The sequence below is a fragment of the Escherichia sp. MOD1-EC5950 genome (assembly GCF_002965345.1).
In the GTDB taxonomy this organism is placed as follows: domain Bacteria; phylum Pseudomonadota; class Gammaproteobacteria; order Enterobacterales; family Enterobacteriaceae; genus Escherichia; species Escherichia marmotae.
This window is the reverse complement of the sequence record NZ_PTSR01000024.1, coordinates 21,698-34,939: the sequence shown is the minus strand read 5'-3', so window position 1 is coordinate 34,939 and position 13,242 is coordinate 21,698. Positions and strand designations below refer to the sequence as shown.

Here is a 13,242-nt window from a genome sequence, read left to right as displayed (position 1 = left end):
GTAGCCAGCTAATCAGGGAGAAAAATGGAGGAATTATGAAACAGTTTCGCGAATCGTCTGAATGGTTGTGCACTTTGCGAGCGCGCATCCAGTAATAACATGTGAAACTATTTTATCTGCAGGTTAGCGATAGACTACGTGCATGGCGATAAGGAGGTAAGCCGACGATTTCAGCGGGATGCTGAAACGGGAAAGCCCCTCCCGAAGAAGGGGCCTTAAAGAAGGAAAGGGTCATGATGAAATGGATCATCATCGTGGTGCTCTTAGTCATTAGCTTACCGGCTTACTAAGACTACCAGGGCGGGGGAAACCCCGCTCAACCCTCACTCCTGAAAGTATGTCACTCCCCCCTTACTGTCAATCTATAAGACCTCGTTCTTGCGAGGCGAATAGCAAAATTATCTACGCAGTTGGACTGAATTCTGAAAGTCGTTTCACCTGCTCTTAATTCATTATTGCAGTCGGTATGATACCGAGCCTTAATAATTCTCTAAGAAAGGATCTCTTATGAGCGAACAAATCACCTTTGCCACCAGCGATTTTGCCAGTAATCCGGAACCACGTTGCCCCTGCATTTTGCTGCTGGATGTTTCTGGTTCGATGAACGGCAAACCCATTAATGAACTTAACGCCGGATTGGTTACCTTTCGCGATGAACTGCTTGCCGATCCGCTGGCATTAAAAAGAGTCGAACTGGGTATTGTGACTTTCGGCCCGGTGTATGTGGAACAACCATTTACCAGCGCCGCTAACTTTTTCCCACCCATCCTGTTTGCTCAGGGCGATACACCCATGGGCGCAGCCATTACCAAAGCCTTGAATATGGTTGAGGAACGTAAGCGGGAGTATCGTGCCAATGGTATCTCCTATTATCGTCCGTGGATTTTCCTGATCACCGATGGCGCGCCAACCGATGAGTGGCAGACTGCCGCCCACAAAGTGTTTCAGGGGGAAGACGCTAAGAAGTTTGCCTTTTTCACCATTGGTGTTCAGGGGGCTGATATGAAGACCCTGGCACAAATCAGCGTCCGCCAGCCTTTGACACTGCAAGGATTACAATTCCGCGAATTGTTTAGTTGGTTATCCAGTTCGCTACGTTCGGTTTCCCGTTCCACGCCGGGAACGGAAGTTGTACTGGAAGCACCGAAAGGTTGGACGTCAGTGTGAGCTGGCGCCTGGTTTATGCATCTGCCGTCGGAACGTCGCACATCAGCTCAGGCTTGCCTTGCCAGGATGCCTGCCAGATGCAGGTTGTCTGGCTAAAAGACCAGCAGCCATTACTGGTGGTGTTTCTTGCTGATGGCGCAGGTAGCGTGTCGCTGGGTGGTGAAGGCGCGATGCTTGCTGTCAATGAAGCGATGGCTTATATGTTGCAGAAAGTGCAGGGCGGGGAATTGGGGCTTAATGACGTCCTCGCCACGGATATTGTGCTGTCTATTCGTCAGCGACTTTTTGCCGAGGCTGAAGCCAAAGAATTAGCGGTTCGCGATTTTGCCTGCACGTTTCTGGGATTGATTTCATCGGCTAACGGCACCTTGATTATGCAGATTGGCGATGGTGGCGTGGTGGTGGATTTTGGTCACGGCCTGCAACTGCCGCTCATGCCGATGGTGGGTGAATATGCCAATATGACGCACTTCGTTACCGATGAAGATGCCGTTTCCAGACTGGAAACTTACACCTGCACTGAACGGACGGTAAAAGTGGCAACATTTACGGATGGCATTCAACGGCTGGCATTAAATATGCTGGATAACGTGCCCCATGAGCCTTTCTTTGCGCCATTTTTCAATGGACTCAAATCAGCTACGCCTGAACAATACGATTTACTGCCAGATTTATTGAAGCAATTTTTGTTCAGTGAGGCAGTAAATGAACGCACGAACGATGATAAAACGCTGGCGCTGGCTATTTGGTTACCATGAAATCAACCTTGTATACCGCTACTGGCGAGTGCGTTACGCCAGACCGTGAACTGGGCAAAGGTGGCGAAGGTGCGGTTTATGATATTGAGGAGTTTGTCGATAGCGTCGCCAAGATTTATCACACGCCGCCACCCGCCTTAAAACAGGACAAACTTGCCTTTATGGCGGCGACAGTTGATGCGCAGTTGCTGAATTATGTCGCCTGGCCGCAGGCAACGCTTCACGCCGGGCGCGGCGGAAAAACCATCGGTTTTATGATGCCAAAGGTTTCAGGTAAAGAACCGATTCATATGATCTATAGCCCGGCACATCGTCGCCAGAGTTACCCTCATTGTGCGTGGGATTTTCTACTCTATGTTGCGCGTAATATAGCTTCATCTTTTGCTACGATTCACGAGCACGGGCATGTCGTGGGTGACGTAAACCAGAATAGCTTTATGGTAGGCCGCGATAGCAAAGTTGTATTGATCGACAGTGATTCCTTTCAGATTAACGCCAATGGCACGCTGCATTTATGCGAAGTCGGCGTGTCGCATTTTACGCCGCCAGAACTGCAAAGCTTGCCGTCATTTGTTGGCTTTGAACGCACAGTGAATCACGATAATTTTGGCCTTGCGTTGCTGATTTTTCACGTCTTATTTGGTGGGCGTCATCCTTATTCCGGTGTGCCGCTTATACCTGAAGCGGGTAATGCGCTGGAGACGGATATTGCCCATTTCCGTTATGCCTACGCGTCGGACAGTCAGCAACGAGGATTAAAACCGCCGCCACGATCTATTCCGTTATCGATTCTACCAACCCATATTGAAGCGCTGTTTCAGCAGGCGTTCACCGAAAGTGGCGTGGCAACCGCGCGTCCGACGGCAAAAACATGGGTAGCGGCACTTGATTCTCTACGCCAACAGTTAAAGAAATGTACCGTTTCAGCAATGCATATTTACCCGGATCATTTAACTGACTGCCCGTGGTGTGCGCTCGATAATCAAGGCGTTATCTATTTTATTGATCCCGGTGAAGAGGTCATTACCACCGGCGGAAATTTTGTGCTGGCGAAAGTCTGGGCGATGGTAATGGCGTCAGTGCCACCGCCAGCATTACAGTTACCATTACCGGGGCATTTCCAACTTACTGGCAGGCTGCTTCCTGTTGGGGTACTAAGGAGTAAATACATCATTCTGATTGAGATCGCGTTGTCAGCGTTATCGCTGTTACTTTGCGGTCTTCAGGCGGAACCGCGCTATATCATTTTGGTTCCCGTGCTGGCGGCTATCTGGATTATTGGCAGTCTGGCAAGCAAAGCGTACAAAGCAGAAGTCCAACGACGCCGTGAGGCGTTTAATAGCGCAAAAATGGACTATGACCATTTAGTTAACCAGATCCAGCAGGCAGGTGGGCTGGAGGGTTTTATCGCTAAACGGACGATGCTCGAAAAAATGAAGAGCGAGCTTCTCGGTCTGCCGGAAGAAGAAACGCAAGCGTTGGCAGCACTCCATGACACAGCACGGGAACGCCAGAAGCACAAATTCCTCGAAGGATTTTTTATTGATACCGCGTCGATTCCAGGCGTTGGCACGGCTCGTAAAGCGGCGTTACGTTCCTTTGGTATTGAAACGGCGGCGGATGTTACCCGACGCGGCGTTAAGCAAGTGAAAGGGTTTGGCGACCATCTGACCCAGGCTGTCATTGACTGGAAAGCGAGCTGCGAACGCCGATTTGTGTTCAGGCCGAATGAAGCGGTAACGCCAGCAGACAGGCAGGCGGTAATGGCGAAAATTGCCGCCAAACGACATCGACTGGAATCGGCGTTGACTGTCGGCGCGACAGAGTTGCAGCGTTTCCGTCTTCATGCTTCTGCACGGACTATGCCGTTGCTGGAACCGTTACGTCAGGCGGCGGAGAAACTGGCTCAGGTGCAGGCAGATTTAAGCCGTTGCTGAGCCATCCTTCATTTAACGAAATACCACTTCCGCCCAGCGTGCCAGTCCGGCGGTGACGGAGCCAAAGTCATCGCCGCCAGCAATCGGAATCCCCGGCAACTGTTCCGCCAGTGCCTTTTTAATCAGCGGCGAGCGGGCGCTACCACCAGTCAGATAGATGACGTCCGGTTTTTCCTGGGCGTTATCCAGCGCCAGTTGCACCTGTTCCAGAATCCGCGCCAACGGCTGGTTGAGGGCGCTCTCCAACCCTTGCTGGCTAATCAGCGTAGCCAGTTCGTCGCGGATAAATGGCAGCGACGCGCGAGTTTCAACTTCACTGGAAAGCGCAATTTTGCTCTCTTCTGCGCAGCGTACCAGGCGATAACTTAAACGTTGCCGCCAGACTTTCTGCAACAGGGCAACTTTTTCCGGTTCGCGGGCATCTCGTACTAAATCATTAAGCAGACGACCATTGGCGCTACTGTAGAAATCGCTTTGCGCAGGTACGTCGTTGATGGCGACCGCATTCCACCACGGCAGAATCGGCAGGGCGATACCTTTTTCTGTATCGCCACCCATGCCCAGCAGTGGCATCAGGTGTTTAAACGCCAGTGCGATATCCAGATCGTTACCGCCAATACGGCAGCCACTGTGACCAAGCAGACTGGCTTCACGATCCAGGCGCGAACGCCACTGGGGGCCCATAAGCAACAATGAACAGTCAGTCGTACCGCCACCGATATCCACCACCAGTACACGTTTTTCTTCCTGCAAGGTCGCTTCGTAATCCAGCCCGGCTGCCACCGGTTCGTACTGGAATACCACATCCTTGAACCCGGCACGCTTCGCCGCACGTTCGAGGATCCCCTGCGCCTGGGCGTTAGCTTCATCGCCACCCAGCCCCTGGAAGTTAATCGGACGGCCAATCACCGCTTGGGTAATCGCTTCAGGTAACTGCGCTTGTGCTTGTTGGCGAATGTGTAACATCATTGCGCAGACCAGATCTTCAAACAGCGCCACCTGCTGCGGTTTTAAACCGCTGGCTCCGAGGAACGATTTCGGTGATTTCACAAACCACACTTCTTCCGGATCATCAATGTACTGCGCCAGTGAGGAAAGACCGAACTGCACGCTTTTCGCCGTAACATCGATATCTTCTTCGCGGTTGTAACGAATCGCCCGACGCAGCAGCGCCTGCGTTTCATCGTCGTTTGCCGGAACATCATGATGGCGGTACAGCCATTCGCTTACAGCTTCACGCGTTGGTGCGCAAAGCATTGAAGGCAGCAGCGAGCTGTCATTTTCCATTTTCAGCAACTGTGGTTTACCGTCACGCATCACCGCTACTGAACAGTTTGCTGTACCGTAATCAAAACCAATAAACACGAAATAATCCCCATGCCGGTGAAGAAGGGGCGTGACTTTAGCGAAATGTTGTCGCCGCGACAACCGGAATATGAAAGCAAAGCGCTGCGTCTGAATAACGTTTATGCTGAAAGCGGATAAAAAAGGAGATGCAATGTATACCCTGAACTGGCAACCGCCGTATGACTGGTCGTGGATGTTGGGATTTCTTGCCACTCGTGCGGTGAGCGGTGTGGAAACGGTCGCTGACAATTATTATGCTCGCAGTCTGGCAGTGGGCGAACATCGGGGCATGATAACGGTGGTTCCTGATGTCGAAAATAATACGTTGCAAGTGAACTTAAGTTCGGGATTAGAACCGGTGGCGACCGGGTGCCTGGCGAAAATAAGCCGCCTGTTTGATCTGCAATGTAATCCGCAGATTGTTAATGGGGCGTTAGGTGAGTTAGGCGCGGCGCGGCCGGGATTGCGTTTACCTGGCTGTGTTGATGCTTTTGAACAGGGCGTGCGCGCCATTTTAGGCCAACTGGTGAGCGTGGCGATGGCGGCGAAATTGACCGCCAAAGTGGTGCAGCTTTATGGCGAACGTCTGGATGATTTCCCGGATTATATCTGCTTTCCCACGCCTCAACGGCTGGCAGCAGCCGACTCGCAGGCGCTAAAAGCGTTGGGGATGCCGCTGAAACGGGCAGAGGCGTTGATCCATCTGGCAAATGCGGTACTGGATGGCTCCTTACCGATAACAATGCCCGGTGATGTTGAGCAGGCGATGAAAACGCTGCAAACCTTTCCTGGAATCGGGCGCTGGACGGCGAATTATTTCGCCTTGCGCGGCTGGCAAGCGAAAGATGTTTTTCTACCGGATGATTATTTAATTAAACAGCGATTTCCGGGAATGACACCGGCACAAATCCGCTGTTATGCCGAACGCTGGAAACCCTGGCGTTCTTATGCGCTGTTGCATATCTGGTATACGGAAGGCTGGCAACCAGATGAAGCATGATGCTGGTCGCCAGGCGGCCGACGAAATGGATGAATTGTAGACGCATCAGGCGATGGGGGCGGCAAAATACTCAGTTAATTGCGAAATAACTGCTATTAACCAGCAAATCCAGCGGTTGGGCATCGGCAATCACCTCGCCATAAATCAGATCGACGCCGATGCCAGAAAGCGTATCCATTACCAGCGGCAGCGTTACTGGCCCGGCGATGGTTTTCAATCCCAGCCGCCGGGCGTGACCCTGAATGATCGAAATCAGCATTTCATCCATCAAATTGCCTTGTACGCTGGCGCATAACTCGTCGTCGAGTAGCAGATAATCTGCCATATTCGCGTTCAGTGCGTTGAAGATTTGCAGGTCGCGTCCCACCTGACTGAGCACGATCCGGCAGCCCGCCAGCCGCAGTTTGTGCATATTTTCTGCGTGGTCGAAAATGGTTTCTGCCGGAATAATCAGATGTAATAACCGTGGTTGTAGTGGGCTATTTTCCAGTTGTTCAAGCAGTTCATCCACCAGCGTGGTGTTGCTTAAACCGGTAACGGAAAGGGGAAGGGCGATGCTTAAGCCTTTACTGGCAACTGCGTTTGCTGCCTGTTGGAAAAATTCATGCAATACCCGGCGATCAAGGGCGAGATTGAGCATCGGATCACTGAAGCTACGGCGAAATGTCAGTTCGTTAATAACCTCGCCGTTACGACTCCAGAGCTTAAGCGAAATCAGCCACAGATTACGCGTTTCCGGAATTCGCGGAGAAGCGACGCCGTGGGCGATCAGCAGCAGATGATTCTCTTTAATCATCATCCACGGAGCATCGAGTGACATCGCTGCCTGTGCGCTATGTGCGGTAACTTGCTGTGGTTCGTAAACCGTCACCTGGCCGCGGCCCGCATTTTTTGAAGCATAACAGGCGATATCGGCCTGCGACATCACATCTGCCGCCTGATGATTGCTGTTATCGATCAGTGTAATTCCTGCGCTGGCTCCAACCCGATGCACACGGCCTTCCCACATAAAGTGGTAGTCATTAATCGTGCTGATAATGCGTGTCGCGATAAAGCGGGCACTTTCAACATTACAGTCAGGTAGTAAAAGACCAAATTCATCACCGCCGAGCCGCGCCAGCACGTCACTGGAGCGCAACAGGTTTAACATCAGCGATGCCAGTTCTCGCAGCAGGGCATCACCTGCCGCGTGCCCGGCGCTGTCATTTACGGCTTTAAAGCGATCAAGATCGATAAACACCAGAGCATGTCGTTGATGCGTACTGCTTACCGTCTGCAAAAGTATCCGCAACTGCTTCTCAAAACTGGCACGGTTGGCGAGATGTGTCAGGGTATCATGGGAGGCGCTGTAGCTAAGCTGGCGCAGCATTTTGCGTGATTCGGTGACGTCCTGAATTACCAGCACCGAACCAATATTGCTGCCATCAAGGGTACTTAGCGGCGTAATGCTGTAATGGACGTCGTAGCTGCCGCCGCTACGGCAGTGGAGAACGACATCTTGTTCGATAGCGGAACGCGACGTGTCGGCACTGTAAATGTTCTCCATTAAGGGACCATTATCACCAAATGTAATTTGCAACACCGTGAGTAGCGGAACACCCAACGCCTCTTCTTGCGTCCAGCCGCTCATCTTCTCGGCAACCGGATTCATAAAGGTGATTTTCATCGCCATATCAATACAGACCACGGCTTCACCGATGGAATCCAGCGTAATGTGCAGGCGCTCTTTTTCCTGAAACAGCGCCTCATTGAGCTGTTTCACTTCGGTCATATCAATATTAATGCCGAGCAGGCGCTCGACTTCGCCCTCTTTATTCAGCACACGATTGGCGAGGGCGCGAATATGGCGGATGCCATCTTTTACGGTAATGCGAAATTCCAGTTTAAAAGGCAAACGAGCCTGCAATGAATCGCGAATCACTTTCTCGGCGTGCCCGCGATCTTCTGGCAGCACACAGTCGTACCACACCTGCCAGTTCGGTTTGACATGTGACGGAATTTCATACAGCTCGAACATCCGCTTATCCCAACTGAAGATGTTAGGCTTCAGCTCCCACTCCCAGATGCCAATGCCACCGGCTTCGTTAGCCAGTGTTATCCGTTCCATCAGACGTTTGTTGATCTGTTCGGTGCGTTTGAGATCGTTTATGTCTTCAATCTGGGCAATAAAATAGAGTGGTGTGCCATCGGTGTGGCGTACCAGTGAGACGGCAAGCAACGCCCAGACAACGTCGCCATTACGGTTGTAGTAGCGTTTTTCCATTGAATAGGTGTTTATTTCACCGCTGATCAACTTCTCAACGTGTTGCAGATCTTTATTGAGATCTTCCGGCCAGGTAAGTTGTTGAAAGGTAATGGCACGCAGCTCTTCCTGGCTGTAACCAAGAAACTGGCATAGCGATTTGTTGGATTGCAGCCATTGCCCTTCGATACCCACTAACGCCATGCCGATGGCGGAATACTCCATCGCATTCCGAAAGCGGGTTTCGCTTTCGGAAATATGCTTGCGTTCAGCGCGAAAGGCATACATCACCATGGTCATGATATTGGCGGGCAGCAGGATCAGCAAAAATGGCAGCCACGGCATATGGCTCATCAGGTAGGTTCGCGGCGTGGCGAGTAAAGCCGGATCGGCTGCCAACATCAGCGACACCATCATCACCGTGGCAAGAAAAATCAAAAAGGCTTCCATCCGTGGCAAACGCACGGCGCTCCACATCAGCAGCACAATAATGAAAGTAAAAGGCCACGGCAGATACCGCATCGAGAGCCAGCTTAACGCCAGCGTGATGGATAACGTTAACAGCGTCTCAAACAGCAACCGCGGGTCGCGATGGCGCAATAGATAGTGTGGCTTAAACAACAATCCCAGCGGGACTAGCGCCAGTGCGCCGATTGATTCGGAAAGCACCCAGATCAGAAATGCTTTAAGTGGATCGTCGTCTGGAACCAGCAAGACAACCAGCACGCCGCCCAATACAGGTGGCACGATAGCGCTGCCAAATGCCAGACGTAGCCAGTCAGCCAGATTTTGTAGTGGGTTATACCACGGTAATAATTTACGCAGCAGCATTGCGCCCACGACGGCCTCAATAATGTTGATGGCCGTCCAGGTCATATTGAGCGAACTGGTAGAAAAAAGCAGTACAGATGCGGCGACATTTCCCAGCGAGCAGGCCAATGCGATTCCCGGCCACATCCGCCCGGCATGGCGGTAAAACGCCACCATCATAATGGACGTCGGAAACCACAGCGGCGCAAGCTGGCTACCAAACTGCGAAAGTTCAAGTGAGAAGAGGGTAAAGATAAACGAGACTAAACCTAAACTGACAAGGTGAAGCAGTGGATGAGGCAGGGTAATTAAAACACGTTGTGATCGTTTACTCATTACCGCTCTATCCATATGGCCAGGTCGCCAGCATTAGTATCTGTGTTTATGCTAGTACAAAAGTTTTACATTTTATATGCGGTTTGTTCATAAAGTGACGTAATTGGCGGCAATTTGCACAACCGGACATAACATCTTTCACATTGCGTTAAAAGCAAACAATTAAATTTGCGTCAGGGAATGGATCGTCAACAATTAACTCTAAATGTGCGGCAACGCTATTCGACTGGTATCAGGCGGATGAAATCCCTATAATTGCCGCGTTTGGTGCTTCGGCACCCCCTTCCTAACATCCAGGTTAATCAGGTCGCTAAATTTATGACTGATCAGTCTCATCAGTGCGTCATTATCGGTATCGCTGGCGCATCGGCTTCCGGCAAGAGTCTCATTGCCAGTACCCTTTATCGTGAATTACGTGAACAAGTGGGTGATGAACACATCGGCGTTATTCCGGAAGACTGCTACTACAAAGATCAAAGCCATCTGTCGATGGAAGAACGCGTTAAGACCAACTACGACCATCCGAGTGCGATGGATCACAGTCTGCTGCTTGAGCATTTACAAGCGCTGAAACGTGGTTCGGCTATTGACCTGCCGGTTTACAGCTATGTTGAACATACGCGTATGAAAGAAACGGTGAAGGTTGAACCGAAGAAAGTCATCATTCTCGAAGGCATTTTGCTGCTGACGGATGCGCGTTTACGTGACGAACTCAACTTCTCCATTTTTGTTGATACCCCGCTGGATATCTGCCTGATGCGCCGCATCAAGCGCGATGTTAACGAGCGCGGGCGTTCGATGGATTCGGTGATGGCGCAATATCAAAAAACCGTGCGCCCAATGTTCCTGCAATTCATTGAACCTTCCAAACAATATGCCGACATTATCGTGCCGCGCGGCGGTAAAAACCGCATCGCGATCGATATATTGAAAGCGAAAATAAGTCAGTTCTTTGAATAAGCCTGGTAAATTGTGTACCGTTCAGTGATAACCTGGTATGCCCTTGACGTAAAAGGCGTTAAGGGAGTGATGCGCGAAAGGAGAAAATGCCATGCGTCTGTGTGACCGAGATATTGAAGCCTGGCTTGATGAAGGCCGTTTGTCGATCAACCCACGTCCGCCGGTGGAGCGTATTAATGGCGCGACGGTGGATGTGCGCCTGGGCAATAAATTTCGTACCTTCCGGGGCCACACGGCAGCGTTTATCGATCTGAGCGGTCCTAAAGACGAAGTGAGCGCGGCCCTTGATCGCGTGATGAGTGATGAGATCGTGCTCGATGAAAACGAGGCGTTTTTTCTTCATCCAGGTGAGCTGGCGCTGGCGGTGACGCTGGAGTCGGTAACCTTGCCTGCTGATTTAGTGGGCTGGCTGGACGGGCGTTCTTCACTGGCGCGTTTAGGGCTGATGGTGCACGTCACCGCACACCGTATCGATCCGGGCTGGTCTGGCTGCATTGTGCTGGAGTTTTACAACTCCGGTAAACTGCCGTTGGCGCTGCGCCCGGGGATGTTAATTGGCGCGCTGAGCTTTGAGCCGCTTTCCGGCCCGGCAGCGCGTCCATACAACCGCCGTGAAGATGCGAAATATCGCAACCAGCAGGGCGCGGTCGCCAGTCGAATCGATAAAGACTAATTCAGGCCCATTGAGGATTCCATGAGACGATTTCTGACGACGCTGATGATACTCCTGGTCGTGCTGGTGGCCGGGTTATCTGCGCTAGTGTTGCTGGTGAATCCGAATGATTTCCGCGACTATATGGTCAAGCAGGTTGCTGCGCGTAGCGGCTATCAATTGCAGTTGGACGGGCCACTGCGTTGGCACGTTTGGCCGCAACTTAGTATTCTCTCCGGGCGCATGTCCCTTACCGCCCAGGGTGCCAGCCAGCCGCTGGTACGAGCCGATAATATGCGCCTTGATGTGGCGCTTTTACCGCTACTGAGCCATCAACTGAGCGTTAAGCAGGTGATGCTGAAAGGCGCAGTCATTCAACTGACGCCGCAGACAGAAGCGGTGCGGAGTGAAGATGCCCCCGTTGCGCCGCGCGATAATACGTTGCCGGAGCTGTCAGAAGATCGCGGCTGGTCGTTTGATATCTCCAGCCTGAAGGTATCTGACAGTGTGCTGGTGTTCCAGCATGAAAATGACGAGCAGGTGACGATTCGCAATATCCGTCTGCAAATGGAGCAAGATCCCCAACATCGTGGCTCGTTTGAGTTCTCCGGGCGGGTTAATCGCGACCAGCGCGACCTCACGTTATCTCTCAAAGGCACGGTGGATGCCTCTGATTATCCGCAAGATTTAACGGCGGCTATTGAACAAATTAACTGGCAGTTGCAGGGCGCAGACTTGCCAAAACAAGGTATTCAGGGGCAGGGGAGTTTCCAGGCCCAGTGGCAAGAGCCACATAAACGTCTGTCATTTCATCAAATCAATTTGACCGCTAACGACAGTACGCTCAGTGGGCAAGCGCAGGTCACGCTGACAGAGAAGCCGGAATGGTTGTTAAGACTGCAATTCCCGCAGCTTAATCTCGATAACTTAATCCCGCTTAATGAAACAGTTAACGGTGAAATCGGTGCTGCGCAGCAGGGGCAGAATCAACCAACGTTACCACGTCCCGTTATTTCCTCGCGTATTGATGAGCCAGCCTACCAGGGGTTAAAAGGTTTTGCCGCCGATATATTGTTGCAGGCTGATAACGTGCGTTGGCGCGGAATGAATTTTACCGATGTCGCCACGCAAATGACCAACAAGTCGGGCTTGTTGGAGATTATCCAACTGCAAGGCAAACTCAACGGTGGGCAAGTTTCGCTGCCGGGCACGCTGGACTCGACGGTAAAAAATCCGCGGATATCCTTTCAACCCCGGCTGGAAAACGTTGAGATTGGCACTATTCTGAAGGCGTTTAACTATCCGATTTCGCTGACCGGCAAAATGTCGCTGGCCGGTGATTTCTCCGGTGCTGACATTGATGCGGAAGATTTCCGCCATAATTGGCAAGGGAAGGCGCATATTGAAATGGCCGACACGCGCATGGAAGGGATGAACTTCCAGCAGATGATCCAGCAGGCGGTAGAACGTAACGGCGGTGATGTGAAGGCTGCTGAAAACTTCGATAATGTGACACGGCTTGACCGTTTTACGACGGATTTGACGCTAAATAATGGCGTCGTGACGTTAAACGACATGCAGGGTGAATCGCCAGTGCTGGCGCTGACAGGGGCTGGCACGTTGAATCTGGCAGAGCAAACCTGTGACACCCAGTTTGATATTCGTGTCGTTGGCGGCTGGAACGGAGAAAGCAAGCTGGTTGAATTCTTCAAAGAAACACCGGTTCCGCTGCGGGTTTATGGCAACTGGCAGCAACTCAATTACAGTCTGCAAGTGGATCAGTTGCTGCGTAAACAGTTACAGGACGAAGCCAAACGTCGCCTGAACGACTGGGCTGAGCGCAATAAAGACTCCCGCAATGGCAAAGATGTGAAGAAGTTGCTGGAGAAGATGTAAGTTTCCAGATGACATAATTTGTAGGCCTGATAAGACGCGTAAAGCGTCGCATCAGGCAATCACGTAGATTACTTTCAGCAAAGATGAATCATCAGTAAAAGTAAGGTATTTCAGCGAGGGTGTTGGTCCGGCTGTAA

10 protein-coding genes are annotated in these 13,242 nt (G+C 51.6%); 8 read left to right on the top strand and 2 right to left on the bottom strand.

Features of this window, described 5'->3' with window-relative positions; all coding sequences use genetic code 11:
* Positions 1 to 233: 233 nt before the first annotated feature.
* The 4 genes from BEA93_RS25115 to BEA93_RS19250 all read left to right on the top strand — a co-directional run bounded on the left by BEA93_RS25115 (position 234) and on the right by BEA93_RS19250 (position 3,862).
* Complete coding sequence (locus BEA93_RS25115; RefSeq protein WP_106907789.1) at positions 234 to 290, top strand: type I toxin-antitoxin system Ibs family toxin; 57 nt, start codon at positions 234 to 236, stop codon at positions 288 to 290.
* A gap of 217 nt (positions 291 to 507) precedes the next feature.
* Positions 508 to 1,167 carry a vWA domain-containing protein gene (locus BEA93_RS19260; RefSeq protein ID WP_000003146.1) on the top strand — a complete coding sequence of 220 codons (660 nt, stop codon included), beginning with the start codon at positions 508 to 510 and terminating at the stop codon, positions 1,165 to 1,167.
* The gene (locus BEA93_RS19255; RefSeq protein ID WP_105224971.1) at positions 1,164 to 1,925 is read left to right on the top strand and encodes a PP2C family serine/threonine-protein phosphatase; all 762 of its coding nucleotides are present in this window, start codon (positions 1,164 to 1,166) and stop codon (positions 1,923 to 1,925) included. Before BEA93_RS19260 ends, BEA93_RS19255 begins: the two co-directional genes overlap by 4 nt.
* Positions 1,922 to 3,862 carry a helix-hairpin-helix domain-containing protein gene (locus BEA93_RS19250; RefSeq protein ID WP_016248905.1) on the top strand — a complete coding sequence of 647 codons (1,941 nt, stop codon included), beginning with the start codon at positions 1,922 to 1,924 and terminating at the stop codon, positions 3,860 to 3,862. The genes BEA93_RS19255 and BEA93_RS19250 overlap by 4 nt, the downstream gene beginning before the upstream one ends.
* Positions 3,863 to 3,874: 12 nt before the next feature.
* Here BEA93_RS19250 and yegD read toward each other — a convergent pair whose 3' ends face one another.
* Positions 3,875 to 5,227 carry a molecular chaperone gene (gene yegD / locus BEA93_RS19245; RefSeq protein WP_000469721.1) on the bottom strand — a complete coding sequence of 451 codons (1,353 nt, stop codon included), beginning with the start codon at positions 5,225 to 5,227 and terminating at the stop codon, positions 3,875 to 3,877.
* 133 nt (positions 5,228 to 5,360) lie between these two features.
* Here yegD and alkA point away from each other — a divergent pair, with 133 nt between their 5' ends.
* Entirely contained in the window at positions 5,361 to 6,209 is an 849-nt protein-coding gene (gene alkA / locus BEA93_RS19235) for a DNA-3-methyladenine glycosylase 2 (RefSeq protein WP_105224970.1), read from the top strand.
* A 70-nt stretch (positions 6,210 to 6,279) separates the two neighbouring features.
* Here the strand turns inward: alkA and BEA93_RS19230 are convergent, their stop codons facing one another.
* Positions 6,280 to 9,597 carry a diguanylate cyclase gene (locus tag BEA93_RS19230; RefSeq protein WP_105224969.1) on the bottom strand — a complete coding sequence of 1,106 codons (3,318 nt, stop codon included), beginning with the start codon at positions 9,595 to 9,597 and terminating at the stop codon, positions 6,280 to 6,282.
* Positions 9,598 to 9,915: 318 nt separating this feature from the next.
* On the opposite strand from BEA93_RS19230, the gene udk reads away from it, so the two are divergent.
* From udk to asmA, 3 genes are all read left to right on the top strand, one after another.
* Positions 9,916 to 10,557 carry a uridine kinase gene (udk, locus tag BEA93_RS19225; protein ID WP_000132077.1) on the top strand — a complete coding sequence of 214 codons (642 nt, stop codon included), beginning with the start codon at positions 9,916 to 9,918 and terminating at the stop codon, positions 10,555 to 10,557.
* A 91-nt stretch (positions 10,558 to 10,648) separates the two neighbouring features.
* Entirely contained in the window at positions 10,649 to 11,230 is a 582-nt protein-coding gene (gene dcd / locus BEA93_RS19220) for a dCTP deaminase (RefSeq protein ID WP_001234771.1), read from the top strand.
* 21 nt (positions 11,231 to 11,251) lie between these two features.
* Positions 11,252 to 13,105 (top strand): outer membrane assembly protein AsmA, encoded by a 1,854-nt coding sequence (gene asmA / locus BEA93_RS19215; protein ID WP_105224968.1) that lies wholly within the window; start codon positions 11,252 to 11,254, stop codon positions 13,103 to 13,105.
* The last annotated feature ends 137 nt before the right edge of the window (positions 13,106 to 13,242 follow it).